This window comes from Mesorhizobium australicum (assembly GCF_900177325.1).
GTDB classification, from domain to species: domain Bacteria; phylum Pseudomonadota; class Alphaproteobacteria; order Rhizobiales; family Rhizobiaceae; genus Mesorhizobium_A; species Mesorhizobium_A australicum_A.
In genome coordinates, this window is the sequence record NZ_FXBL01000004.1 from 2639577 (window position 1) to 2665125 (window position 25549).

Sequence of the window (25549 nt, forward strand, 5' to 3'; positions counted from 1 at the left end):
ACGCGGGCTTCGTCAGCCCTTGCGACGGCGGCAGCGCCAGTTCCAGTCGCGCTCCGGACCAACATCCACATGTACGGAATTGGTATGGCAGTAGGTGCCGACGCCGCCGCGTCCCGGCATCGTCCGGACGTAAGTGGCGAGATCCCATTTGCTGACGCCTTCGAGCTGGATATCGGCGGCGGCGCAATACATGTGCATGGAGCGGCGGGCGCCGCGCACGCGTTTGTTGTATTCCGGGCTGCGATAGCCTGAGGTTACCACGACGCGCTTGCCGAACCGCTGCTCGATCTGCTTCAGCATCCGCACCAGCGACGGCTTCAGGCAGGCCACGTCGACGCTTTCGCGTTGCTTCAGCAGGCCGTTGGGCGCGAGACGTGCCATGCCCGCGGCGGACGCATACTGAACCGGAGTCTCCTCGTCCTCATGGACGTCGACGTCGCTGTCGTCGTCCAGACTGTCGCGACGCTTGATCTCGAACAGCGACGACTGGCGCACGCCAGGTAGTGAATTCATCCGCTCGACGCCGAGGGAGGCCTTCGAGGCGGAGTTCTCCTCCGGATCGATCGCGGCGAGTTGGATGACGGGCTTGGGCTTCTGCGCCGTCGGCGCCGACATCACCGGCGCTTCCTGCGGTGTCTGCGAGAAGAAGCCTGCAAGGAAGCCCTTCTTCTTCGGCTCCTGCTGCGGCGCGAAGCTGTTTGCGGCTGCTGCGGGGGCCGGTTCCGCCTGTGTCGTTTGGGCTGGGGCAGGGCTTGCCGCCGCGGCTTCCTGGGCAGTGGCGCTCGGCTGTGCCTGGCTTGCGTCGGCGGCCGGCTTCTCGGCGGATTTGCTTGCGAGGTCGATCAGTGGCTTGGCCGGCTCATCCGCCGTCTTCGCAGGCTGCTCGGCCGTCGCTTCCTGGTTGGTGGCGGCCGCGGCCGCGTCGGCCGGTTTCGACGTCGGCACGAAATTGGCCGCATCGATGTCTGCGGCTTGCTCGACTGTCAGCGGGGTGATGCCCGGCTCGGCACCTGTGTCTGCGCTTTCGGCCGTCGTCGGCGAAGCATAGGCAGGATTGGTGACTTCGAGACTTTCCAAGCCGCCGGCGGTGCAGCCGGCGAGTGAAAGAGCCAGAACGGCCGCGCCCGCGGCAAGCATCCGTCTCATCGCTGGGCGCGATACGTCAGCTGTCAAAACAGTCCCCTTGTCCGGTCGCATCCCTTGCGGGTTCAACCTCGATCCGTCGCGCAAATCACTCGCTCGGCGTGGCCGAAAAGACGCGATGGCGCACTAAAATGCAAGCCCACCTTGTTTCGGGGCTAGGGTGCAATTGGGGCGACAACGTGATCGCGGCCGCTCGGTGCCATCGTCCATATCCGTCAGGCTTTCGCCCTTACATATTCGCCGGGCGCGTCGCCGAGCGGCTCGAGCTTCGTCGCAGCTCCCCGCGCGCCGACGCGCTGGTTGTCCAGCCGCTCGACCCATCGCTGCCAGTGTGGCCACCAGGACCCTGGATTCTCCTTGGCCTTGGCGACCCAGGTATCGAAGTCTCCGACGGGCTTACCGTCCGTCCAATGTTGGTACTTCTTCGCCGCCGGCGGATTCACGACGCCCGCGATATGGCCTGACCCGGCCATGACATATTCGACCTCGCCGCCGAAATAGGCGCAGCCGGTGAAGACCGAGCGCGCCGGCGCGATGTGATCCTCCTTGGCAGCGAGGTTGTAGACCGGGATTTTTATGTCGGAGAGTGACAATTTGTGACCGCCGAGATTCATGCGGCCCGTCGCCAGCGCGTTCTCCAGATAGCAGTTGCGCAGGTAGTAGGAGTGGTTGGCGGCACTCATCCGGGTCGAATCCGCGTTCCAGTAGAGCAGATCGAACGGCATCGGCTCCTTGCCGCGCATGTAGTTGTTGACCACGTAGGGCCAGATCAGGTCGCCCGAGCGCAGCATGTTGAAAGCGGTCGCCATGCGATTGCCTTCGAGATAGCCCTTCTCGCCCATGGCTTTCTCGAGGAGGGATATCTGCTCCTCGTCGACGAAGACCTTGAGGTCGCCGGCATAGGTGAAGTCGACCTGCGTGGTGAACAGCGTCGCGGATCGGATACGGGTGTCGCCCTTCTTCGCCATCAGCGCCAGCGCGGCTGCGAGCAGTGTGCCGCCGACGCAGTAGCCGATCGCGTTGACGGAGGTCTCGCCAGTCTCCTTCGCCACCGTGTCGAGGCCGAACTCCAGCCCGTCGCGAATATAGTCCTCCCAGGACATGCGCGCATGCCGCTCGTCTGGATTGACCCAGGAGATGACGAACACCGTGTGGCCTTGCGACACCGCCCAGCGGATGAAGGATTTCTCCGGATTGAGATCGAGGATGTAGAACTTGTTGATCCAGGGAGGGCAGATCAGCAGCGGCCGCTTCAGCACTGTGTCGGTCGCGGGCTCGTACTGGACGATCTCGGCGACGGCGCTGCGCGCCACCACCTTTCCCGGCGTCGTGGCGATGTTGCGCCCGACCTCGAATGCTGAATAGTCGGCCTGCCTCAGCTTCAGATCGCCACCGCCGGCCGCGATGTCCTCGGCCAGCATCTTCATGCCGCGCACCAGGTTCTCGCCGTTCGAGGCGACGGTCTCGCGGAAGAGTTCGGGATTGGTGAGGATGAAGTTGGAGGGCGAGATCGCGTTGGTGATCTGCTTGACGTAGAACGTCGCCTTGTGGCGCGTGTGCGGGTCGAGTCCCTCGGCGTGGGTGACGAGATCCGATGCCCAGCGCGAGGTGACGATGTAGACCTGCTTCAGGAAGTCGAAGAAAGCGTTCTTGGCCCATTCGGGATCCTGGAAGCGCTTGTCGCCGCGGTCCGGCTGGACGGCATCCTCCACCGGCTCCTCGCTCGACAGCTTGCGGATCGAATTCGCCCAGATGTTCATGTAGCCGGAGAACAGCCGCGTCTGGGCCTCGAGCGCGCGCGACGGCTCCGACAGCCAGTATTCAGTGACCTTGGAGAAAGTCTTGACCAGATCGGCCATCGGCTCGCCGACCGTGTCCTTGACCTCGCCTCGTTCTCGCGGCGCCGTCCACGCGGCCGCCGCCTGACCCGCCGCCTCCACCATACGGGCAAGGTTGAGGGCGAATTTGTCCGGATCCTTCACGAGATACTGAGCGACATCGGGCTTATCCTGGTTGGATTCGCCGCCGTGCTGTTTATCGGCCATATCTCGCTGCCTCCCGAGGCCTTTTATTGACACATTATCATGGCACGCGCATCAGCGTCCAACAGCGGACGCGATTGCGACGACTTGTCATGCGTCTAGCGTGATGGCAGGTGGGGATTATGACGAGATCATTCGCCGCGAGAATTTTCTTTCTGTCGACCGCCATGAGCGCCGCTCTGGCTGCGTCGGCATGCCAGACAGCGCGCCTGGAGGATCTTGCGCCGCTGCCCGGTGTGCGCAACACCGGCACGACACCCAATCTCAACGTGGCTCCGAAAGCTGAGACGACCCAGTTCAGCGAGGCGGACAAGAACGCCAAGACTGCAGAGCTCAAGGCCGCACTGAGCAATCAGGGCGTCAAGGGGCAGGGCGGAGGCGCCAATGCGTCCGCCGCACAGATTCGCAAGGCGGCGCAGGCGCAGACCCAGACGCTGAAGGAAATCGAGGGCGAATAGTCGCCCGCCGCTCTATTCCCCGCCCCGGCGAATGCGTGTATATCGCCGCGCAACCTTCTCCATATCGTCGGACACCGTCATGGAAGACTTCCACAAGACCCGCAGGCTCCCCCCTTACGTCTTCGAGCAGGTCAACCGGTTGAAGGCCTCCGCCCGGTCGCGCGGCGCCGACATCATCGACCTCGGCATGGGCAATCCGGATTTGCCGACGCCGAAGGCCATCGTCGACAAGCTGGTCGAGGTCGTGCGCGATCCGCGCACCCACCGCTACTCGTCCTCGCGCGGCATTCCGGGCCTGCGTCGCGCACAAGCCGCCTACTATGCCCGCCGCTTCGGCGTGAAGCTCAATCCCGAAACCCAGATCGTCGCCACGCTCGGCTCCAAGGAAGGCTTCGCCAACATGGCGCAGGCCATCACCGCCCCAGGCGACGTGGTGATCTGCCCGAACCCGACCTATCCGATTCATGCCTTCGGCTTCATCATGTCCGGCGGCGTCATCCGCTCGATTCAGGCTGAGCCCGACGATGGCTTCCTGCCAGCACTGGAGCGCGCCATCAGGCATTCGATCCCCAAGCCGCTGGCCCTGATCCTCAATTATCCGTCGAACCCGACGGCCCATGTGGCTTCGCTCGATTTCTACAAGGACGTCGTCGCCTTCGCCCGCAAGCACGAGCTCATCATTCTGTCGGATCTCGCCTATTCCGAGATCTATTTCGACGGCAATCCGCCGCCGTCGGTGCTGCAGGTCCCGGGCGCGATGGACGTGACTGTCGAGTTCACCTCGATGTCGAAGACCTTCTCCATGCCTGGCTGGCGCATGGGCTTCGCGGTCGGCAACGAGCGCCTCATCTCGGCGCTGACGCGGGTGAAGTCCTATCTCGACTATGGTGCATTCACCCCGATCCAGGTCGCCGCCACCGCCGCGCTCAACGGCGAGGGCAGCGACATCGCCGAGGTGCGCGAAATCTATCATCGTCGCCGCGACGTCATGGTCGACGCCTTCGGCAAGGCCGGGTGGAAAATCCCGGCGCCGGCCGCAACCATGTTCGCCTGGGCGCCGATCCCGGAGCCGTTCCGGCATATGGGCTCGCTCGAATTCTCCAAGCTTCTCATTGAGAAGGCGGAAGTGGCCGTCGCCCCCGGCGTCGGCTTCGGCGAGCACGGCGACGACTATGTCCGCCTTGCCCTTGTCGAAAACGAGCACCGCATCCGCCAGGCCGCGCGCTCGATCAAGCGCTTCCTGGCGACCAGCGGCGCGCCGGCCGACAACGTGATACCGCTCAGCGCCCGTCGCTGAGCCGATTTCCATCCAGATGACCTGAAGGGCGCGGAGACGATGGCCGAAGCTTTGCGTATTGGAATTGCCGGTCTCGGCACGGTCGGCGCGTCCGTCGCGCGCGTCATGCAGGCGAAGGCGGCCGAGCTGACGCGTCAGTGCGGCCGCGATCTCGTCGTCACCGCTGTCTCCGCCCGTGACCGTTCGCGCGACCGCGGCGTCGATCTGTCGGGCGCTGCCTGGTTCGAGGATCCGGTTGCGCTGGCCAAGTCGGCTGACATCGACGTCTTCGTCGAGTTGATCGGCGGCGAAGAGGGGCCGGCGCGCACGGCGGTCAAGACCGCGCTCGAGGCGGGCCGTCACGTCGTTACCGCAAACAAGGCGCTTCTTTCCAAGCACGGTCTGCCGCTCGCCGAGATCGCCGAGAAGAAAGGCGTGCTCCTCAACTACGAGGCCGCCGTCGCCGGCGGCATCCCGGTGATCAAAACGCTGCGCGAGTCGCTCGCCGGCAACTCGGTCAGCCGTGTCTTCGGCATCCTCAACGGCACCTGCAACTACATCCTGACGCGCATGGAGGCCGAGGGCATCTCCTTCGAGGCCTGCCTTAAGGATGCGCAGCGGCTGGGGTATGCCGAGGCCGATCCGACCTTCGACATCGAGGGCAACGACACCGCTCATAAGCTGTCGATCCTGACCAGCCTCGCCTTCGGCACCCGCATCGCGTCGAACGACATCTATCTCGAGGGCATCTCCAACATCACCCAGGCCGACATCCGGGCCGCGGCTGAGCTCGGCTATCGCATCAAGCTACTCGGCGTTGCCCAGAAGACTGAAAGCGGCATCGAGCAGCGCGTGCATCCGACCATGGTGCCGACCGCCTCCGTCATCGCTCAGGTCCACGGCGTCACCAATGCGGTGGCGATCGAGACAGACATCCTCGGCGAGCTGCTGCTGTCCGGCCCCGGGGCCGGCGGCAATGCCACCGCCTCCGCCGTGATCGGCGACATAGCCGACATTGCAAAGAGCCGGCCGGGCTTCCAGCACGGCCCGGTCTTCGGCCGTCCGGTGAAGGAGCTCAAGCCCTACAAGAAGGCGCAGATGCGCAGCCATGCGGGCGGCTATTTCATTCGGCTCACCGTGCACGACCGCACCGGGGTGTTCGCCGGGGTTGCGCGTCGCATGGCCGACAGCGACATCTCGCTCGAATCGATCGTCCAGCAGTCTGCCGGCAGCGAAAAGCCCAGCGAAAAGACCGTGGTCCTCGTCACGCATGAGACGACCGAGGCTGCCGTGCGTAAGGCTGTCGATGGGATCACGCGCGATGGCCTGCTGACCGACAAGCCGCAAGTCATCCGCATAGAACGTGCCGGCTGACAAAAGCCGCGCGAATTCAATCGATTCTTCTCTGGAATGCCGCGACTTTCGGCATCCCCGGGTCTTGCCGTTGTCATGTGCGTTTGACAAAAGGAGCCGCCGGAAACGGCAGACAACAATAATTCTCCAGCAGAATGCCCGAGGGAACATTGCTCATGTCCACAACCACGTCCGGCCTTGACCGCATCCTGACGCTCGAGCTCGTGCGTGTGTCCGAGCGCGCCGCCGTCGCCGCGGCAAGGCTGCGCGGCCGCGGCGATGAGAAAGCCGCCGACCAGGTCGCGGTGGACGCGATGCGGTCCGAACTCAACCGGCTGGACATCAAGGGCACCGTCGTCATCGGCGAAGGAGAGCGCGACGAGGCGCCGATGCTCTATATCGGCGAGGAGGTTGGAACCGGCGAAGGGCCGGTGGTCGACATTGCACTCGATCCGCTGGAAGGTACCACGATCTGCGCCAAGAACCTGCCGAATTCGCTGGCTGTCATCGCCATTGCCGAGAAGGGCACGCTTCTCAACGCCCCCGATGTCTACATGGACAAGATCGCGATCGGCCCCGGCTATCCGGACGGCACGATCAATATCGACCTGTCGCCGGCCGAGAACATTGCCCGTGTCGCCAAGGCCAAGGGCGTGCCGGTGAACGAGGTCACGGCCTGCATCCTCGATCGCCCGCGTCACCAGAAGCTGATCGACGAGGTGCGCGCCACGGGAGCGGCGATCCGCCTGATCGGCGACGGCGATGTGGCAGCGGTGATCCACACCACCGACCCGGAGGAGACCGGCATCGACATCTACATGGGCACCGGCGGCGCGCCCGAGGGCGTGCTGGCTGCGGCGGCTCTTCGCTGCACCGGCGGCCAGATGCAGGGCCGCCTGATCCTCGACACGCCTGAGAAAGTCGCCCGCGCAGCCAAGATGGGCGTCAGCGACCCCAAGCGCATCTACAGTATCTACGATATGGCGAGCGGCGATGTGCTGTTTGCCGCGACCGGCGTCACGGACGGCAACATGCTCGCCGGCGTGAAGTTCACCAAGAACTACATCGAGACGCAGACGATCGTCATGCGCTCCTCGTCGCGCACGGTCCGCGAGATCATTGCCCGGCATCAGGACCTCGACAAGTTCTGAGCTTTGCAGGGCGGGGAGGAAGCATAATGTTTACGCATATCATGGTCGGATCGAACGATCTGGAGCGTTCGCGTCGGTTCTACGATGCCGTTTTCACGGCCGCGGGTGGCGAGGCGGGGACGATCGATGCAAAAGGGCGGGTGGTCTATCCGAAGGACGGCTACCGCTTCATGGTCACGAAGCCGATCAACGGACAGTCTGCGACATTCGCCAATGGCGGCACGATCGGCCTGCTGATGGCCGACCCGTCGATGGTCGACGCCTGGCATGCTGCAGGGATCGCGAACGGAGGATCGACCGCGGAGGACCCGCCGGGCATTCGCCAGACCGGAGCCCGCAAGGCCTACATCGCCTATCTGCGCGATCCGGATGGCAACAAGCTCTGCGCCAGCTGCCGGGTACCCGACTAAACAGCGGTTCGTGAACAGGTCTGGGCTGTCCCGCGCCAATACTTGGCGCTTTCTCCCCGGTGCTCCCTTTCCGGTGCGCTTGACAGGGCGGCTCGGATACAGACGTTAGCGTGGTGCCACAGTCCCCCCGCCTCTTCCTCGGTGTCCGCAGCTCGGCCACGGGCATCGCCTGGGAGCATCGCCTGTCCGAAAGGCAGGAGAACATCGCGCTCGCCATCGCGCAGGGTCACGGCATCTCCGACATCGTCGCGCGCGTGCTGGCCGGGCGCAATGTCGGGCCCGACACGGCCGAGCGTTTCATGGATCCGACAATCCGCGATCTGATGCCGGATCCGCTGACCGTCACCGACATGGACAGGGCGGGCGAGCGCATCGCGCAAGCTATACGACGCCGCGAGCGGGTCGCGATCTTCGGCGACTATGACGTCGACGGCGCGTGCTCCGCGGCGCTGATGAAGCGTTATCTCGATCATTTCGGCATCCAGTCCGAGATCTACATTCCCGACCGCATCTTCGAGGGCTATGGGCCGAACCCGGAGGCGATGCGCGAGCTCGCCGCGCGCGGCGCGTCGCTCATCGTCACCGTCGACTGCGGCACCAACAGCGCCCCGTCGATCGAGGCCGCCACTGCGGCCGGCGCCGATGTGGTGGTGCTGGACCATCACCAGGTCGGCGGCCCCCTGCCGCCCGCGCGCGCGGTCGTCAATCCTAACCGCGAGGACGATCTATCTGGACTCGGCTATCTTTGTGCGGCGGGCGTCGTATTCATGACGCTGGTGCAAGTATCGCGCGTCCTGCGGCAGGCGGGCGGTCCGCAGCCTCCAGATCTTCTCGCCATGCTCGACCTCGTCGCGCTCGCGACGGTCTGCGACGTGGTGCCGCTCGTCGGCCTCAACCGCGCCTTCGTGGTAAAGGGGCTGCTGGCCGCGCGGCGCATGACCAATCCCGGCGTCGCCACGCTCGCGCGCGCCTCGCGCATCGGCGAGCCGCTCAATCCCTATCATTTCGGCTTCATGATCGGCCCGCGCATCAACGCCGGTGGCCGCATCGGCGACGCCGCTCTCGGCAGCCGGCTGCTAACCTTGGACGACCCGGTCGAGGCGGCCAAGATCGCCGAGACGCTGGATCGTCTGAACTCCGAGCGCCAGGCGATGGAGCAGGTGATGCTGGCCGAGGCGAAAGCCGAGGCCGACGCCGAGCTGCTGGGCGGGCAGGGGCCTGCTGTGCTCGTCACCGCGAATGACGGCTGGCATCCCGGCATAGTCGGCCTGCTCGCCTCGCGACTGAAGGACCATACGCGACGCCCGGCCTTCGCCATCTCATTCAACTCCACCGGCATCGGCTCCGGTTCCGGCCGCTCGATCGTCGGTTTTGATCTCGGCCGCATGGTGCGCGAGGCGGTCGACCGCGGCCTGCTGATCAAGGGCGGCGGGCATGCGATGGCGGCGGGCATCACGGTCGAACGCTCGCGGCTCGGGGAGTTGCGTGCCTTCTTCGAGGAGCATGCTGGCGAAACCGTGTTCGAGCTGCGCAACGCCGAAAGCCTCAAGATCGATGCCGCTGTCTCGGCCGACGGTGCGACGCTTTCGCTGGCGGAGGAACTGGAACGGGCCGGCCCGTTCGGCCCGGGCCATCCGCAGCCGATGCTGGCCCTGCCGCGCCATCGCATCGTGAATGTGCGGGAGGTCGGTAATGGCGGCCATTTGCGCGTCGAACTGCGATCGGAAGCGGGCGGGCGCATCCCGGCCATGGCTTTCCGTGCTGCCGAAAGCGATCTGGGGGCTTTCCTGATGTCCAGCCGCGACATACCGGTGCACATCGCCGGCACGTTGTCGATCAATTATTGGAATGGCAGCTCGGGCGCGCAGTTACGCATCGTGGATGCGGCGCTGGCCGAATAGACGTCAGGCCAATACGCCCTGCAGACGTTCCAACTCACCGAGCTGCGCACGGGTGGCCTCGTAGCCGAGCCGGATCAGCTCGTCCGCGCGATGGAACTCGGTCAGCCCGACATGGCCGAGCTTCGGCTGCAGGGACAGGTCCGGCGGGTCGCCGGCAAGACGCGCGCGAGAGATGCGGTCCTGGATGATATTGAAGGCCTCGACCATCACGCCGGTGATGCCGAGGCGTGACTCGCGCCCGCCTGCGCCCGGAACGGCGGGCAGCACCGGCTCGTCGATGGCGCTGTGCTTCACCACGGCCGCCCGGCCGAACAGGTCGTAATGCAGGTTGACGGCCACCACGAGCGGCTGCTCGTAGGCGCGGCACACGGATACGGGCACCGGATTGACCAGTGCGCCGTCGACCAGCAGCCGCTTGTTGCAGGAGACCGGCTCGAAGACACCCGGCAGCGCGTAGGATGCGCGCATGGCGGTGATGAGCGATCCGCTCGACAGCCAGATCTCGTGGCCAGTCCTGATCTCGGTGGCGACGCAGACAAAGGGTCGGTCGAGATCCTCGAAGGAGACGCCGCGCATATGCTCCTGCATCCGTGCCGTCAGCTTCATGCCGCCCAGAAGGCCGCTTCCGCCGATATGGAAATCAAGAAGGCCGAAGACGCGCCGCTTGGTCAGCCCGCGCGCGAACTCCTCCAACTCGTCGAGTTTTCCGGCGAGATAGCACCCGCCAACCAGCGCGCCGATCGAGGTGCCCGCGATCATGTTGATGCGGATGCCGGCCTCGTCGAGCGCCCTCAGGACGCCGATATGCGCCCAGCCGCGAGCAGCACCTCCGCCGAGCGCAAGGGCGATGCCCTGCTTCTTCAGCGGCCTGGTGAGTTCGTCCGGCAAGGGGGGATACGGGTCCTGGCCCGTGGTCCTGCCTCGAAGGGATGCCCAGTCGAGCATCGACATTTCACACTCCCTCTCCCTTCGCGTCTTATACGCGAGGGGATGTTTCGGAAGCGTGAATCGCTTCGCACAAGGCGCAGAAGCAGCTGCGCGCCCTGTGGCACGGGTCACTTCTTGTGCTTGTAGGTGTGCTCCACGTCGAACAACGCTTCGCTTCCGTCATGACTTAAATGGGCGGAAGAACCATTGGTTTCAACCGTGCGATAGAAGCAGGAGCGCCTGCCCGTATGGCATGTCGCGTCGTGGCCGGAGACCGCCACCTTGAGCCAGATCGCGTCCTGGTCGCAGTCGGTCCGAACCTCCTTCACATGCTGGAAATTGCCCGACGTCTCGCCCTTCTTCCACAGCGAGCCCCGCGAGCGCGACCAGTAATGCGCAATGCCGGTCTCGAGCGTCAGCGCCAGCGCCTCGGCGTTCATATGCGCCACCATCAGCAGCGCGCCGTCGCCGACGTCGGTGACCACGACGGTTACCAGGCCGTTCGTATCGAAACGGGGTGTGAAGGATGAACCTTCCTCGAGTTCGACCTTGTCGGCGGGAGGAGGGGCGAAGGTGAGGGCGGACGTCGTCATGGCCGGTCCTATCGCACGGGACCGGCCGGATTGTCAGCCCCTCGGTTTCATCTCGCGCCGGCTGTGCCGCGCACCATGGTAACGAAGCGCACCTGTTCTTCCGGACTGTCCTTGAACGATCCGGTGAAGGTGGAGGTCATCGTCGTCGAGCCCTGCTTGCGTATGCCGCGCATCGCCATGCACATGTGCTCTGCCTCGATGATGACAGCCACGCCGCGCGGGTTGAGCACGTCCTGGATGACGCCTGCGACCTGCGCCGTCATCGCCTCCTGAGTCTGCAGCCGGTGGGCGAAGATGTCGACCACCCGCGCGATCTTCGACAGGCCGACCACCTTGCCGTCCGGCAAGTAGCCGACATGGGCGCGGCCGACGATCGGCACCATGTGGTGCTCGCAATGGGAATGGAACTGGATGTCGCGGACGATGACGAGGTCGTCGTAGCCGGCAACCTCCTCGAAGGTGCGGCCGAGTTCTTCCGCCGGCGAGAGGTCGTAGCCATTGAACATCTCGCGATAGGCCTTCATCACCCGGCGCGGCGTGTCGACGAGGCCCTCGCGGTCGGGGTTGTCGCCGGTCCACCGCAGCAGCACGCGCACGGCGGCCTCCACCTCCGCCTCGGTCGGTCGATCCGAGGGGCGGCTGTCATTGCCGGCGTCGGGCAGGAATTTCTTGATCGCGGCGTCCATCGGAGGCGTCTCCCGTAGTTTCCCTCTGATACGGGGAAACGAGTTGAACGGGTCACTGTCTTTTTCCGGCCTCCGGAGCGATCCCGGCCGAAATCGGCGTTTCCCTACGTCCGGCGACGGCATGCCCAAAGGGTGAGCTTGCCGTCGCCGAACCACACCCACTATATATGGTCAGCCGTCGGAAGGAAAAGACGGTGAGGTGAGACGCTCCGTTTCGAAATTGCGTCCGGACCGGAAAACCATGATCGACGACGTCTACAACGCGAAAATTCTCGGTTTTGCCGGCAATATCAGCCGGCTGGGTCGGCTGAGCGATGCTGACGCCACTGCCAAGGCTCATTCCAAGCTCTGCGGCTCGACCGTCGTCGTCGATCTCAAGATGCAGGACGGCGTGGTGACGGACTTCGCGCACGACGTGAAAGCCTGCGCGCTGGGCCAGGCGTCCTCGGCGATCATGGCCGAGCATGTGGTCGGCGCGACCGCGCAGGAACTGCGCGAGGTGCGAGAGGCGATGCAGAAGATGCTGAAAGAGAACGGTCCGCCGCCCGAGGGCCGATTCACGGATCTGAAATATCTGGAGCCGGTGCGCGACTACAAGGCGCGCCACGCCTCGACCATGCTGACCTTCGACGCGGTGGTGGACGCGATCGGCCAGATCGAGGCCAAACGAGCCGCGGAAGCCGCCTGACTAGAGGGTTCCCAGATCGAGCGTTGCCAGCAGCCATTCCGCGAACCAGCGGGCTGCAGGGCTGAGCCGTTCGAAATCGGGCGCAACCAGGAAATAGGCGCCGCAGTCGACGTTGAGGTCAAAGGGACGCACCAGCGTGCCGTCGCGCAGGTCGGCGGCGTCCAGCACCATGTCTCCCAGCGCGACGCCGTGCCCGAGGCGGGCCGCCTGCATAACCACGGCCCCGTCCGGAAACAGCGGTCCGCGCTGATGCGCCAGTTCCGGCAGGCCGGCTGCCGTGAACCATCTCGCCCACGCATCTCTGCTGGTCTCGTGCAGCAGCGTGAATCGGCCAAGATCGGCCGGAGAATGCAGCGGCGCGGATGCGGCGAGGGCAGGGATCATCACCGGGCTCATCGTCACATCGAAGAGATGGTGTGACTGGGTCCTCGGCCAGGAGGTTGTCACTGTGCTGTGGCGGATGGCGATCTCAGCCTCGCCGGTGCCGAACTCCGCAAGACCCGTGCTGGCGTCGATGACAACGTCGATGTCCGGGTACTGGGCCCTGAACGCGTTCAGGCGCGGCACGAGAAGGGCTGCGGCGAAAGTCGGCTCGACGCTGATACGCAACAGCGTCTCGGACGGGCTACCGATCACCTCGGCCATCCGGCGCTCGATGTCGTCGAAGCTCGCTGTGAGTTGCCCGAGCAGCATGCGGCCCGCCTCAGTCAGTTCGACGCGCCGATGCAGCCGTTCGAACAGCGGGCGCCCGACCGATTGCTCCAGCTCACGCACCTGCCGGCTGATGGCGGCCTGCGAGACGAAGAGCTCCTCCGCGGCCCGGCTGAAGCTGAGCAGGCGCCCGGCTGCCTCAAAGCTCCGCAACGCCGTCAGCGGAAGTCGCCCGCGCCCCATCGCATAACCTCAGATTATCCGAAGGCGAAAATATACTCGTTTGAGTGGTCTGACGAGAGGGAGTCTACTTGCGGGCAAGGAAGAGCTGCCGAGGAGGCGACGCCATGTGGGAGTTCATGACCATTCTGGGCGATGCCCTGCGCATCGCGACATTCCAGCCGCGCGAGGCTGCCCGAGCCGGCCCGCAATGGCGGCCGGCCGAGCCGGACAGGTCGCTGCACGCGTGGGATACGCGTCCCACGCTGCCGCAGTGTGGCCGCTGACAGTCAGGCCAGCAGGTCCTTCACCATTGGGATGACCTTGGTGCCGTAAAGCTCGATCGAGCGCATCATATGCTCGTGCGGCAGTGTTCCCGACGAGTATTTCATGTCGAAGCGGCTGGCGCCGAGTGCCTTGACAGTGCTGGCGATCTTCTTCGCCACCGTCTCCGGCGAGCCGACATAGAGCGAGCCCATGTCTGCCTCGGCATTGAAGCGAGCGATCGAGGTCGGCCCCCAGCCGCGCTCGGTGCCGATCCGGTCGTGGATCGCCTTGTAGCCCGGCCAGAGCTGCGCCCGCGCTTCCTCGTCCGTATCGGCGACGTGGCCCGGCGAATGCACGCCGATCGGCAGCGCGGGCTTCTGAAGCTGTTCCGAGGCGCGGTGGTAGAGATCGACGAACTGGCGGAAGCGGCGCGGCTCGCCGCCTATGATAGCGAGCATCAGCGGCAGTTCATATTGCACCGCGCGCACGACCGATTCGGGGCTTCCTCCGACGCCGATCCACGTCTTGAGCTTACCGTTCTCGACCGGCGGATAGATGAGTTGGTCGCGCAGTTCGGGTCTGACCGAGCCTTTCCAGCTCACCGGCTTCTGCTTGAGGATTTCGGCGAACAGGTCGAGCTTTTCCGAGAATAGCCGTTCGTAGTCGCTGAGCGCGAAGCCGAACAGCGGGAAGGATTCGGTGAACGATCCGCGCCCCAGGATCACCTCGGCGCGCCCGTTCGAGATCGCATCGATGGTCGAGAAGCGCTGGAAAACGCGGATCGGGTCGTCGGAGCTCAGCACCGTCACTGCCGAGCCGAGATGGATGCGGCTGGTGCGCGCGGCGATCGCCGACAGCACCACTTCGGGTGCCGAGACGGCGAAATCGTCACGGTGATGCTCACCCACGCCGATGAAGTCGATACCGACCTGGTCGGCCAGAACGCCTTCCTCGACCACGTCGCGCAACACCTGCGCCTGTGATTTCAGCTTGCCCTCGAGGTCGACGGTGACGTCACCGAATGTGTCGAGGCCGAGTTCGATCTGTTCAGACATGGCTTTTTCCGAAATTCGATTGGAGGAAATGTCGACGGACACATAAGTAGAGGTTCGGGACGAAGCACGCGGGCGCTAGTGAACAGACTGTCCGCGAAACGAAAAGAGGGCACGCCGAGGTGACCGGCCACGATCATGTCCATGCGCCGCGCGGGCGCAACTATGCCGGCCCTTGGCGCAGGACGCCGGGTCGGCTCTTCGGCACGTCGCTGGTGCGGCTTTATCAGCTCACCTTGTCCGGCTTCGTCGGCAACACCTGCCGTCACCTGCCGACCTGTTCTGAATACGCCTACGAGGCGATCGCGCGGCACGGCCTGTGGTCAGGCGGCTGGATGGGGCTATTTCGCGTCATGCGCTGCGGCCCGGGCGGCACGCATGGAATTGACAATGTTCCCGAGGCTCTGGACCGACGCTACGCCTGGTACCTGCCCTGGCGCTACTGGCAGATTGGCCGGAAGGTGGGCACGCGCTGAGATCTAATGTTCTCCCGCCTGAGGCCTTGTGTCGCCTTCCTCCGACTGGCAGCGTGCGACTCGCAATAGTGCTGATAGGGGAAACCATCATGGCCCATAAGTTCGAAATCTACCGCGACAAGGCGGGAGAATATCGCGTTCGTTTCAAATACAACAGCGAAGTGATGTTCTCGACCGAGGGCTATACCTCGAAGGCAAGCGCGCAGAACGCGATCGATTCCATCAAGAAGAACGGGCCGGAAGCTCCGGTCGAAGACAACAGCTGATCTGCCGTCCGCGCCGAAGATCGACAGCATGCTGTCTCCGTCGGCGCGGACACGTCTTGCCCGCATGTTTTCGGGCCGTTAAGAGATCGTTTAGGTTAATTGCTCGTCTCCGGTTTGAGACAAAATAGAGACAATGCGGACTGTTAGGCAGCGCAGCCTAAACGCAGGAACACCGCAACATGTCTCGCAACTTTGCCTACTTCGTCTCCACGCTGCTGCTCTGTATGGCGGCAATCCAGCCTTCCGCCCGTGCGGCCGATGACGTCCAGTGCACGATCATCGTCGATGCCGAAAGCGGCGACACGGTCCATCGGGATGGCGTGTGCGACAGGCGCTACAGCCCGGCGTCGACGTTCAAGGTTCCGCTCGCCGTCATGGGATACGACGCCGGAATCCTGGACGATCAAGACACGCCCTCATGGGACTATAAGGCCGAATATGATGCGCCGGAGCGCGACCGGAAAACCGTCGATCCGACCATCTGGGAGAGGGATTCGGTCCTGTGGTTCTCCCGGGAGATCACCCGCCGGCTCGGGTCGGAGAAGTTCGCCGCCTATGTCGCCGGTTTCGACTACGGCAATGCCGACGTGTCCGGCGATCGGGGCAAGAAGAACGGGTTGACCCGGTCCTGGGTCGACTCCTCACTGAAGATCACGCCGGTCGAGCAGGTCGAGTTCCTGCGCCGCCTGCTCGATCGCAAATTGCCCGTGTCTGCCAAGGCGCACGACATGACGGTTGCGATCCTCCCTGCCTTCGAGTCTGGCGGATGGGTGGTGAAGGGTAAGACCGGCACCACAAGGGTCCGCGCAGAGGGAGAGGGCCGCGCGCTCGGATGGTTCGTCGGCTGGGCAGAAAGGGACGGCCGCCGTGTCGTCTTTGCGCGGCTTGCCGTCAACGGCAGGAAGGAAGGTCCCAAGGGCCCAGCCACCCGCGCCGCCTTCCTTGCCGATTTCCCGGCGCTGGTGAAATAGCACTGGCGAAAGCGACGCCTTTACCTGGGCGGAAACTGCTCATAAAAGACGGCCCGCCGCCGGAATTGCCCGGCATCAAACCCACCCGCGCTCGTTGGCGGGACTGGATAAGGAAGAAGACATGTCTCGATCCGTTTCCCTCACATTCCCCGATGGCTCCGTCCGCGAATATCCCGCGGCGCTGACCGGTCTCGAACTTGCCGAGTCGATCTCGAAGTCGCTGGCCAAGAAGGCGGTCGCCTATGCGATCGACGGCACTCCGCGCGACCTGTCCGATCCGCTGGAGACTTCCGGCGAAGTCGAGATCCTGACGCGCGAGCATCCGCTGGCGCTCGAGATGATCCGCCACGACACCGCGCATGTGCTCGCCGAAGCGGTTCAGGAACTGTGGCCCGAAACGCAGGTGACCATCGGCCCTGTGATCGAGAATGGATTCTACTACGACTTCGCGCGCGAGACGCCGTTCACGCCCGAAGACTTTCCTGCCATCGAGAAGAAGATGCGGGAGATCATCGGCCGCAACAAGCCGTTCTCCAAGGAGGTCTGGCCGCGCGAGAAGGCGCGCCAGGTGTTCGGCGAGAAGGGCGAAACCTACAAGGTACAGCTGGTCGACGCGATCCCGGAAGGCCAGGATCTCAAGATCTACTACCAGGGTGACTGGTTCGACCTTTGCCGCGGCCCGCATATGGCGTCCACGGGCCAGATCGGCACCGCCTTCAAGCTGATGAAGGTCGCGGGGGCTTACTGGCGCGGCGATTCGAACAATCCGATGCTGACGCGCATCTACGGCACGGCCTGGGCGAACCAGGAGCAGCTCGACGCCTACGTCAACATGTTGGCGGAGGCCGAGAAGCGAGATCATCGGCGTCTCGGCCGCGAGATGGACCTGTTCCACTTCCAGGAGGAGGGACCAGGCGTCGTGTTCTGGCACTCCAAGGGCTGGCGGATGTTCCAGAACCTCGTCTCCTATATGCGCCGCCGGCTCGCCACCGAGGGCTATCAGGAGGTCAACGCCCCGCAGGTGCTCGACAAGTCGCTGTGGGAGACCTCGGGTCACTGGGGCTGGTATCGCGACAACATGTTCAAGGTCACCGTTGCGGGCGACGAGACCGAGGACGAACGCGTCTTCGCGCTGAAGCCGATGAACTGCCCTGGCCACGTGCAGATCTTCAAGCACGGCCTGAAGTCCTACCGCGATCTGCCGATCAAGCTTGCCGAATTCGGCAACGTGCATCGCTATGAACCGTCGGGCGCGCTGCATGGGCTGATGCGCGTTCGCGGCTTCACGCAGGACGACGCGCACATCTTCTGCACCGAGGAGCAGCTACGCGCCGAGTGCCTCAGGATCAACAATCTTATCCTGACCACCTACGCCGACTTCGGCTTCGAGGAGGTCTCCGTGAAGCTGTCGACGCGCCCCGAAAAGCGCGTAGGGTCAGACGAGGCGTGGGATCTCGCCGAGAAGATCATGTCCGACGTGCTGGAGGAGATCACCCTCCAGTCGAACGGCCGGATCAAAACCTCGATCAATCCGGGCGAGGGCGCCTTCTACGGGCCGAAGTTCGAATATGTACTCAAGGACGCCATCGGCCGCGAATGGCAGTGCGGCACCACGCAGGTCGACTTCAACCTGCCGGAACGCTTCGGTGCCTTCTACATCGGCTCGGATTCGGAGAAGAAGCAGCCGGTGATGGTGCATCGCGCCATCTGCGGCTCGATGGAGCGCTTCCTCGGCATCCTGATCGAGAACTATGCCGGCCACCTGCCGCTGTGGTTCGCGCCGGTGCAGGTCGTCGTCGCGACGATCACCTCCGAGGCGGACGGCTATGCCGCGTCGGTGCTGCAGCGCCTGCGCGACGACGGCATCCATGCGGAGCTCGACCTGCGCAACGAGAAGATCAACTACAAGGTCCGTGAGCACAGCCTGGCGAAGGTGCCGGTCATGCTGGTCTGCGGCAAGCGCGAATCGGAGGAGGGCACGGTCAATATCCGCCGCCTCGGTTCGCGCGATCAGGTGTCGATGAGCCTGGACGAGGCGGTCGCGGCGATCGTCGACGAGGCGATGCCGCCCGACCTGAAGCGCCGTAAGCTGCAGCGGCAGGCCGCCGCCTGATCGACGAGGCCGGGGATTTCCCCGGCCTTTTTCATGCGCCTGTCATCGACCGCGACTATGGGGCAAGCGATCGGAGTCCGACTCATGCCGGTGCACAGCTTTCCGGAACTGTCCTACGCGAATCCCTCGCAGCCGCGGCTGAAGCGCTGGTTCATCCGTTCCGTCGAGGGCCTGTCGGGACGCGATCGCTACGCCCGGCTCTACGAGACCTGGCGCTCCGCGATCGTTCCCACGGGCGAGAGCATCTTCGGCCGCATGCTGGAGCTGATCGAAGTCGGGCTGGTGTGCGACAGTCCTTGGCCGCCGGCCGATCTGCCGGAAGGGCCACTGGTCATCATCGCCAACCATCCCTTCGGCATCGGCGACGGTATTGCAGCGCTTTCGCTGGCCGAGCGGATCGGGCGGCCGTTCAAGGTGATGATCAATGCGGAGCTGCTCAAGGTTCCCGAGATCGAGCCCTATTCGCTTCCGGTCGATTTCAGCGAGACCAAGGAGGCGCTGCGCAACAACATGGTCATGCGCCACGAGGCGCTCCGTCTGCTCAAGGAAGGCGTCACCATCGTCGTCTTCCCCGGCGGCGGAGTCGCGACGGCGCCCAACGGCTTCGGCCGCGCCAGGGACCTGCCCTGGAAGATGTTCCCTGCTAAGCTGATCCAGGATGCCCGCGCCAATGTGGTCCCGGTCTACTTCTCCGGCCAGAACGGCCGCCTGTTCCACCTCGTCAGCCGCCCGATGCTGATGACGGATCAGGACACGCGGCTGAGGCGCGCTCTTTACGAGATGTCCCTGACCTTGCGGACATCGCTCCTGATCCGCGAGTTCGCACGGCTCTACGGCAAGACGATCGAGGCTCGGATCGGCCGGCCGATTCCCTGGCACGAGATGCAGTCGATCCGCGACCGCCGGCAACTGCTCGATTTTCTCTATGGAAGGGTCTTCGCGCTCGGCAGCGAAACGGAAAACAGGAGCCGGCTGTTCCGGCGAAGGCCGGCCGAGCGGATCGCGGCCTGACGGGTCCTCAGTCGATCGGCTCGCCGTCGCCCGAGGAGTCTTCCGGCGCCAGCGGTATCTCGTCCGTATAGGGTTCCTCACCGGTCAGCGCCGGCTTCGCCGCTGCGATGTCGTTTTCGGTCAGCACCTCGACATCCTCGTTGTGTCCGGCTTCAACCTGGAACTCGCGCTGGTAGATGCGGTCGCGGTTCTTGGCGACGATCGAATACTTGCCCTCGGCCAGGACCATCGAGGCGAAGGCGCCGACGGTTTCCTTCACGATGTCGCCCGAATCGGTCAGCACCGACCACGCCGTATCGGCGATCGCCTCGCCGTTCTTCTCGCGCACCAGCTTCATCGTCACCTGCGCGGCCTTGTGCTCGACCAGCGCCTCGGTGAGTTTGCCTGCCTCGACGCGGATGTCGGAACGGATGACCGCGTTGACATTCCCGTATTGCGAGACGACATGGTAGGTGCCGGCATTGAGCCGCACCACCGTGTTCGGCTTGACATCCGGAACGACCAGCGCTCGATCGCCTTCGTCGTTCTCGTTCGCCTCGTAGATAGAGAATTTCAGTTTGCCCGGCGGGATTCGGATCCCGTTTCCGAGCATCGCGTCCAGTTTGAGGCCTCCGGCGTCGAGGACGAGGGTTTCGCGCTTGTTGTCGGACCCGACCGTGATGCGCTTCGTTGCGCCCGCGCGCCCGAAGGCGGCATGGATCAGATAGCTGCCCGGCTCCAGGTCGAACGTTGCCGTGCCGCCCTGCGCGGTGCCTTTCAGCGGCAGCTTGCCGTCCTGGCCCGGTGTCGGGCTGAAGATCCGCCAGGTCAGCCCGCGCGTGATCTCCGGGCCATCCGCGGTCAGTTGGGCGGCGAGCGTGAGCGTGCCAGAGGAAATGCCCGGCATGTTGCTCAAGCTGGGGGCCGGCGCGTAGGTGCTCAGCCCGTCGAGGGAAATACCGGGTGTAGGATTACCGAATTCCTGACCATGGACGACCGCGGGCGCAATCGCGAACAGGATCGCCGCGATGGCGGTCGTGAACAGTCTGGCGACGATCTTCATGCTTGCCATCAAACGCATGCCGGTGGCATTTTCAAGACGCAAACGGCACGGCATCTCCCCACCCGCCGCTTCGCCTGTCTTCCCCTCCGTGAAAGGATTGCCGTTGAACGCCGCCGTGATCGATTTCCTGTCGAGCCGCACCTCCGCGCCGATCGACCTCATGACTGGGCCGGGACCGTCCGATGCGGAGATCGAGACGATGATCCGGATCGCCTCGCGCGTGCCCGACCACGGCCGCCTCGCACCCTGGCGCTTCATCCTCTATCGTGGCGACGTCCGGCATGAGATCGGCGAAAAGCTGGCAGCACTCGCTGACAGGATCGAGGGCCCGCTGCCCGAGACGCGGCTGGCGAAGGAGCGCACGCGATTCTCCCGCGCCCCGCTGGTGATCGGAGTCGTCTCGGTCGCGCGGCCCAATGCGAAAATACCTCAGTGGGAGATGCTCCTCTCGGGTGGCGCCGCTGCGATGAACCTCGTGCTCGCGGCGAACGCGCTGGGCTACGGCGCCAACTGGATCACCAACTGGTATTCGGACGTGCCGGAGGGCAGGGCGATCCTCGGCCTGAAGCAGGACGAGCGCGTTATCGGCTTCGTCCACGTCGGCACGTTCGCTGGCGAGGCGCCGGAACGCCCGCGCCCGGATGTCTCCGGCCTCGTTTCCGACTATTCGGGCCCTGTCGAAGGCTGACCATGTTCTACGAAACCGCCACGGGCCACGGGCTGCCGCACGATCCGTCGAAGGCGATCGTCTCGCCGCGCCCCGTCGGCTGGATCTCGACGGTAAGCGCATCCGGCGCGCTCAATCTCGCGCCCTATTCCTTCTTCAACATGTTCGAATCGGACCCGTTCCTGGTCTGGTTCTCTTCGTCGGGCGAGAAGGACAGCGCGACCTTCGCCCGCGAGACGGGCGAGTTCGTGGTCAACATCGCCGGCCGAGACCTCGTCTCGAAGATGGTCGCGAGCTCGGTCGACGCGCCGCGCGGCGTGAGCGAGTTCGGCTATGCCGACCTGACGCCGGAACCTTCACGACTGGTCAAGCCGCCGCGTGTCAGGGAGGCGCTCGCCGCGCTCGAGTGCAAGGTCACCGACATCATGACGCCGAAGACGTGGAGCGGCGCCGAATGCGACGCGGTGGTGGTCAGTGGCGAGGTGATCGGCGTCTTCATCGATGATTCCGTCCTCACCGACGGCATGTTCGACGTCGTGAAGGCGGGCAACGTCGCGCGGCTCGGCTATTTCGACTATCTGACGGTCGACAAGGTGTTCCAGATGCGCCGCCCCCGCTGGAAGGCGGACTGAACCGTCGTCCGCCAGGAAACCGCGGGTTTCGAGCCGGTTAACGGATATGGTGAACCGTTCGTAAACCATTTCTCCCTAGCGTCGCAGCGGGGCATAGGGGAAGCGGCCGAATTCATGATCGTCCAGCACTTTCTGAAGTGGATCGACACGGCGAAGGTCGCCGAACGCGCGGCTGCGGCAAGCGCGCTCGCCCGGGCCTATGTCTTCTCCGACCTTACCTTCGAGGACCGCTGTGCCGCCGAAGCGGCGCTGACGCTTCTCCTTGACGATCCATCGCCGAAGGTGCGGCTGGCGATGGCGGAATCGCTCTCGCTCTGCCACCACGCGCCCGCGCAGATCATCGCAGCGCTCGCCTCCGACCAGCCCGAGATCGCCGCGCTCATCCTGCTGCGCTCGCCGCTGCTGGCCGATGGCGACCTCGTCGACCGCGTCGCGGGCGGCAGCGCGGCCGCGCAGCGGTTGATCGCGATGCGGCCGCGGGTGTCGCATGCCGTATCCGCCGCGCTCGCCGAGACCGGCGACCGGGATGCCTGCTTCGCATTGCTGCGCAACGACGGCGCCGATATCGCCGCGATCAGCCTGCGCCGGATCGCCGAGCGCCACGGCGCTGACCCGGCGCTGCGCGAGGCGATGCTGTCGGACCGCCGTTTGCCGGCGGACGTGCATCACATGCTGATGGTCATGCTGGGGGAGGCTCTGCGCTGTGCGCCGCTGGTGCAGGCGCTGATCGGTCCCGCGCGCGCCGAGCGCATCACGCGAGACGCCTGCCTCTCGGCTTCGGTCAGGCTGATCGAAACGACGCCCGCCGAGGAGTGCGCCGCCCTGGTCGAGCATCTGCGGCTGCGCGGCGAGATGACCTCGTCCTTCCTGGTCCGCATCGTCGCCTATGGAAAGATCGACTTCTTCGGCGCAGCACTCGTGGCGCTGTCGGGCCAGAAGGAGAGCCGCATCCGCTCGCTCCTGGCCGACGGCCGCGACGTGGCGCTGGAGGCGCTGTTCCGCACCGCCGGTCTCGCCGAGGCGACGCACCGCGTCATCCTGCGCGCGATCAAGGCCTGGCGCGAGGTCGCCCGCGGCCAGCGCATCGCCGGGCCGCAGGAAGTGAGCTGGCTGATGCTCAAGGAACTGGAGACAGACAGGACCGGCAAGGACGGCCGGCTCGCCTCGCTGCTTTCCTCGATCCACCTCAACGCCCTGCGCGAAAACGCGCGCGACCACGCGGTCGCGATCCAGGCGGCGTGACTTAGTCGGATTTCGTTTCCGCAACTGGAGGATGTTGCTCAGGATGAGGACGCGTAAGCGCTGCCCTCCCAACCGCCTCAGATATCCAGTTCCTCGACGAACTCGGCGTTCTCCTGGATGAACTTGAAGCGCAGTTCTGGCTTCGTGCCCATCAGCGAATCCACAGCCGATTTCGTCGCTTCGACCCCGTCGATCACCTCGACGCGCAGCAGTGTGCGCTTGCGGCGGTCCATGGTGGTTTCCTTCAACTGCGCCGCCATCATCTCGCCCAGGCCCTTGAAGCGGCCGATCTCGACCTTGCCGCGGCCGGTGAACTCGGTCTTCAGCAGTTCGTCCTTGTGCACGTCGTCGCGGGCATACATCACCTTGCCGCCCTGTCGGATCGAATAAAGCGGCGGCACGGCGAGGAAGAGATGACCGCCGCGGATCAGGTCGGGCATCTCCTGGTAGAAGAAGGTGATCAACAGCGAGGCGATATGCGCGCCGTCCACGTCGGCGTCGGTCATGATGATCACGCGCTCGTAGCGTAGGTCGTCCTCGCGGTATTTCGACCGGGTGCCGCAGCCGAGCGCCTGGATCAGGTCCGCGATCAGCTGGTTGGCGGTCAGCTTGTCATGGCCGGCCGATGCCACGTTGAGGATCTTGCCGCGCAGCGGCAGGATCGCCTGCGTCGCGCGGTCGCGCGCCTGCTTGGCCGAGCCGCCAGCCGAGTCGCCCTCGACGATGAAGAGTTCCGCGCCCGCCGCGCCGCTCTGCGTGCAGTCGGCGAGCTTGCCGGGCAGCCTCAGCTTGCGCACCGCGCTCTTGCGCGAGACTTCCTTCTCCTGCCTGCGGCGTATGCGCTCGTCCGCGCGCGCAATCACCCAGTCGAGTAGCTTGGTCGCTTCCTGCGGGTTGTCGGCGAGCCAGTGGTCGAACGAATCGCGCAGCGCGTTCTCGACGATCCTCATCGCCTCGACGGTCGCCAGCCGGTCCTTGGTCTGGCCGACGAATTCCGGCTCGCGTATGAAGACCGACAGCATGCCGGCCGCCGAGATCATCACGTCCTCGGAGGTGACCACCGCGGCGCGCTTGTTGCCAGTCAGCTCCGCATAGGCGCGCAGGCCCCGCGTCAGCACATTGCGGAAACCGGCCTCGTGCGTGCCGCCCTCGGCGGTCGGGATCGTGTTGCAGTAGGAACTGACGAAGCCGTCGCCGCCGAACCAGGTCACGGCCCACTCTATAGAGCCGTGGCCACCCTGCCGCTCGCTCTTGCCCGAAAACACCTCGCGCGTGACCTGCATCTCGCCGTCGAGCGAGGCGAGCAGATAGTCCTTCAGACCGCCGGGGAAATGGAACACTGCCTTGGCCGGCGTCTGGTCCTTGCCCTCGATCAGCGCGGGATCGCACGACCAGCGGATTTCCACTCCGCCGAACAGATAAGCCTTGGAGCGCGCCATCTTGTAGAGGCGCGCCGGCTCGAACTTCGCGCCCTTGCCGAAGATGTCCGCGTCCGGATGGAAGCGCGTGCGCGTGCCACGCCGGTTGTGCACCTCGCCGAGGCTTTCCAGCGGCCCTTGCGGGATGCCGCGCGAAAACCGCTGGCGGTAGAGCTGGCGCCCGCGCGCGACCTCGACCTCGAGGTCGTCGGACAGCGCGTTGACCACCGACACGCCAACGCCGTGCAGGCCGCCGGAAGTCTCATAGACCTTGGAATCGAACTTTCCGCCGGCATGAAGCGTCGTCATGATCACTTCAAGCGCCGACTTGTTCTTGAACTTGGGATGCGGATCGACCGGGATGCCGCGGCCGTTGTCGGTGACGGTGATATAGCCGGCGGCGTCCAGCTCCACCTCGATGAAGGTCGCGTGGCCCGCGACCGCCTCGTCCATCGAATTGTCGATCACCTCGGCGAACAGATGGTGCAGTGCCTTCTCGTCGGTGCCGCCGATATACATGCCCGGGCGGCGCCGCACCGGCTCCAGCCCCTCCAACACCTCGATCGCGCTCGCGTCATAGGCGTCGGAAGCGTCCTTCGGCGCGACGGCACGCTTTTGCGCCGCCTGCAGGATCGGGTCGAGCGGGCGCGCAGGCTTCTCAGTCGGCTTCAGCGGCTGCGAGGCCATCGAGAACAGGTCGTCTTTGGGGCGTTCGTTCATGAGGTCCTGGAGACGGTGCGAATCAGTGGGAGAATGCCACAAAACGCGGTCGCAGCGCGACAACGTTCGCGATCCGTTCATAGCGTGTACGCACACTACCTTCACACGGGTTGCGAAACCGTTTCATAACCAAAAATGGCGGATTGTCGATGTTTGAAGACCTGGGCTGCACGC

Annotated in this window: 25 protein-coding genes; 16 read left to right on the forward strand and 9 right to left on the reverse strand. The window is 64.9% G+C overall.

Features of this window, described 5'->3' with window-relative positions; genetic code table 11:
- Nucleotides 1–12: 12 nt before the first annotated feature.
- Both B9Z03_RS15435 and phaC read right to left on the reverse strand, forming a co-directional pair.
- Complete coding sequence (locus B9Z03_RS15435; protein ID WP_085465022.1) at nucleotides 13–1146, reverse strand: YcbK family protein; 1134 nt, start codon at nucleotides 1144–1146, stop codon at nucleotides 13–15.
- Between the two features lie 212 nt (nucleotides 1147–1358).
- Nucleotides 1359–3188, reverse strand: coding sequence for a class I poly(R)-hydroxyalkanoic acid synthase (phaC, locus tag B9Z03_RS15440; protein ID WP_085465023.1), 1830 nt, complete (start codon nucleotides 3186–3188; stop codon nucleotides 1359–1361).
- A 119-nt stretch (nucleotides 3189–3307) separates the two neighbouring features.
- Here phaC and B9Z03_RS15445 point away from each other — a divergent pair, with 119 nt between their 5' ends.
- From B9Z03_RS15445 to recJ, 6 genes are all read left to right on the forward strand, one after another.
- The gene (locus B9Z03_RS15445; protein WP_176247533.1) at nucleotides 3308–3643 is read left to right on the forward strand and encodes a hypothetical protein; all 336 of its coding nucleotides are present in this window, start codon (nucleotides 3308–3310) and stop codon (nucleotides 3641–3643) included.
- Between the two features lie 79 nt (nucleotides 3644–3722).
- Nucleotides 3723–4940, forward strand: coding sequence for an LL-diaminopimelate aminotransferase (locus tag B9Z03_RS15450; RefSeq protein WP_085467683.1), 1218 nt, complete (start codon nucleotides 3723–3725; stop codon nucleotides 4938–4940).
- A gap of 39 nt (nucleotides 4941–4979) precedes the next feature.
- Nucleotides 4980–6293, forward strand: a complete 1314-nt coding sequence (locus B9Z03_RS15455) for a homoserine dehydrogenase (RefSeq protein WP_085465025.1) — start codon at nucleotides 4980–4982, stop codon at nucleotides 6291–6293.
- A 155-nt stretch (nucleotides 6294–6448) separates the two neighbouring features.
- Nucleotides 6449–7423, forward strand: a complete 975-nt coding sequence (glpX, locus tag B9Z03_RS15460; RefSeq protein WP_139832287.1) for a class II fructose-bisphosphatase — start codon at nucleotides 6449–6451, stop codon at nucleotides 7421–7423.
- 26 nt (nucleotides 7424–7449) lie between these two features.
- Entirely contained in the window at nucleotides 7450–7833 is a 384-nt protein-coding gene (locus tag B9Z03_RS15465) for a VOC family protein (protein ID WP_085465027.1), read from the forward strand.
- A gap of 113 nt (nucleotides 7834–7946) precedes the next feature.
- Nucleotides 7947–9734 carry a single-stranded-DNA-specific exonuclease RecJ gene (gene recJ, locus B9Z03_RS15470; RefSeq protein WP_085467684.1) on the forward strand — a complete coding sequence of 596 codons (1788 nt, stop codon included), beginning with the start codon at nucleotides 7947–7949 and terminating at the stop codon, nucleotides 9732–9734.
- Between the two features lie 3 nt (nucleotides 9735–9737).
- Here recJ and B9Z03_RS15475 read toward each other — a convergent pair whose 3' ends face one another.
- The 3 genes from B9Z03_RS15475 to folE all read right to left on the reverse strand — a co-directional run bounded on the left by B9Z03_RS15475 (nucleotide 9738) and on the right by folE (nucleotide 11940).
- A complete protein-coding gene (locus B9Z03_RS15475) occupies nucleotides 9738–10679 on the reverse strand; it encodes a patatin family protein (protein ID WP_085467685.1) in 942 nt (313 codons plus the stop codon).
- A gap of 110 nt (nucleotides 10680–10789) precedes the next feature.
- Complete coding sequence (gene hisI / locus B9Z03_RS15480) at nucleotides 10790–11254, reverse strand: phosphoribosyl-AMP cyclohydrolase (RefSeq protein ID WP_085465028.1); 465 nt, start codon at nucleotides 11252–11254, stop codon at nucleotides 10790–10792.
- A 47-nt stretch (nucleotides 11255–11301) separates the two neighbouring features.
- Entirely contained in the window at nucleotides 11302–11940 is a 639-nt protein-coding gene (gene folE, locus B9Z03_RS15485) for a GTP cyclohydrolase I FolE (RefSeq protein ID WP_085465029.1), read from the reverse strand.
- A 241-nt stretch (nucleotides 11941–12181) separates the two neighbouring features.
- Between folE and B9Z03_RS15490 the strand changes: the two genes are divergently transcribed.
- Nucleotides 12182–12628: an iron-sulfur cluster assembly scaffold protein gene (locus B9Z03_RS15490; RefSeq protein ID WP_085465030.1), complete on the forward strand. Its 447-nt coding sequence runs from the start codon at nucleotides 12182–12184 to the stop codon at nucleotides 12626–12628.
- Here B9Z03_RS15490 and B9Z03_RS15495 read toward each other — a convergent pair whose 3' ends face one another.
- The gene (locus tag B9Z03_RS15495) at nucleotides 12629–13522 is read right to left on the reverse strand and encodes a LysR substrate-binding domain-containing protein (RefSeq protein WP_085465031.1); all 894 of its coding nucleotides are present in this window, start codon (nucleotides 13520–13522) and stop codon (nucleotides 12629–12631) included.
- Nucleotides 13523–13626: 104 nt separating this feature from the next.
- On the opposite strand from B9Z03_RS15495, the gene B9Z03_RS29875 reads away from it, so the two are divergent.
- Entirely contained in the window at nucleotides 13627–13785 is a 159-nt protein-coding gene (locus B9Z03_RS29875; protein ID WP_176247534.1) for a hypothetical protein, read from the forward strand.
- Between the two features lie 3 nt (nucleotides 13786–13788).
- Here B9Z03_RS29875 and B9Z03_RS15500 read toward each other — a convergent pair whose 3' ends face one another.
- Nucleotides 13789–14820 carry an LLM class flavin-dependent oxidoreductase gene (locus B9Z03_RS15500; RefSeq protein WP_085465032.1) on the reverse strand — a complete coding sequence of 344 codons (1032 nt, stop codon included), beginning with the start codon at nucleotides 14818–14820 and terminating at the stop codon, nucleotides 13789–13791.
- 119 nt (nucleotides 14821–14939) lie between these two features.
- Here B9Z03_RS15500 and yidD point away from each other — a divergent pair, with 119 nt between their 5' ends.
- The 5 genes from yidD to B9Z03_RS15525 all read left to right on the forward strand — a co-directional run bounded on the left by yidD (nucleotide 14940) and on the right by B9Z03_RS15525 (nucleotide 19654).
- Entirely contained in the window at nucleotides 14940–15293 is a 354-nt protein-coding gene (gene yidD, locus B9Z03_RS15505) for a membrane protein insertion efficiency factor YidD (RefSeq protein WP_085465033.1), read from the forward strand.
- An 89-nt stretch (nucleotides 15294–15382) separates the two neighbouring features.
- Complete coding sequence (locus tag B9Z03_RS15510) at nucleotides 15383–15559, forward strand: YegP family protein (protein WP_085465034.1); 177 nt, start codon at nucleotides 15383–15385, stop codon at nucleotides 15557–15559.
- A 224-nt stretch (nucleotides 15560–15783) separates the two neighbouring features.
- The gene (gene blaOXA / locus B9Z03_RS15515) at nucleotides 15784–16530 is read left to right on the forward strand and encodes a class D beta-lactamase (protein ID WP_244561911.1); all 747 of its coding nucleotides are present in this window, start codon (nucleotides 15784–15786) and stop codon (nucleotides 16528–16530) included.
- A gap of 121 nt (nucleotides 16531–16651) precedes the next feature.
- A complete protein-coding gene (gene thrS / locus B9Z03_RS15520; RefSeq protein WP_085465036.1) occupies nucleotides 16652–18643 on the forward strand; it encodes a threonine--tRNA ligase in 1992 nt (663 codons plus the stop codon).
- 84 nt (nucleotides 18644–18727) lie between these two features.
- Nucleotides 18728–19654, forward strand: a complete 927-nt coding sequence (locus B9Z03_RS15525) for a lysophospholipid acyltransferase family protein (RefSeq protein WP_139832288.1) — start codon at nucleotides 18728–18730, stop codon at nucleotides 19652–19654.
- A 7-nt stretch (nucleotides 19655–19661) separates the two neighbouring features.
- Here the strand turns inward: B9Z03_RS15525 and B9Z03_RS15530 are convergent, their stop codons facing one another.
- Nucleotides 19662–20705, reverse strand: coding sequence for a hypothetical protein (locus B9Z03_RS15530; protein WP_244561753.1), 1044 nt, complete (start codon nucleotides 20703–20705; stop codon nucleotides 19662–19664).
- Nucleotides 20706–20856: 151 nt separating this feature from the next.
- On the opposite strand from B9Z03_RS15530, the gene B9Z03_RS15535 reads away from it, so the two are divergent.
- The 3 genes from B9Z03_RS15535 to B9Z03_RS15545 all read left to right on the forward strand — a co-directional run bounded on the left by B9Z03_RS15535 (nucleotide 20857) and on the right by B9Z03_RS15545 (nucleotide 23237).
- On the forward strand, nucleotides 20857–21384 hold the full coding sequence (locus B9Z03_RS15535; RefSeq protein WP_432417035.1) for a nitroreductase family protein: 528 nt from the start codon (nucleotides 20857–20859) through the stop codon (nucleotides 21382–21384).
- A 2-nt stretch (nucleotides 21385–21386) separates the two neighbouring features.
- Nucleotides 21387–21995: a flavin reductase family protein gene (locus tag B9Z03_RS15540; protein ID WP_085465038.1), complete on the forward strand. Its 609-nt coding sequence runs from the start codon at nucleotides 21387–21389 to the stop codon at nucleotides 21993–21995.
- Between the two features lie 114 nt (nucleotides 21996–22109).
- On the forward strand, nucleotides 22110–23237 hold the full coding sequence (locus tag B9Z03_RS15545; protein WP_085465039.1) for a DUF2336 domain-containing protein: 1128 nt from the start codon (nucleotides 22110–22112) through the stop codon (nucleotides 23235–23237).
- 77 nt (nucleotides 23238–23314) lie between these two features.
- Here B9Z03_RS15545 and parE read toward each other — a convergent pair whose 3' ends face one another.
- The gene (parE, locus tag B9Z03_RS15550) at nucleotides 23315–25342 is read right to left on the reverse strand and encodes a DNA topoisomerase IV subunit B (protein ID WP_432417036.1); all 2028 of its coding nucleotides are present in this window, start codon (nucleotides 25340–25342) and stop codon (nucleotides 23315–23317) included.
- Between the last annotated feature and the right edge of the window lie 207 nt (nucleotides 25343–25549).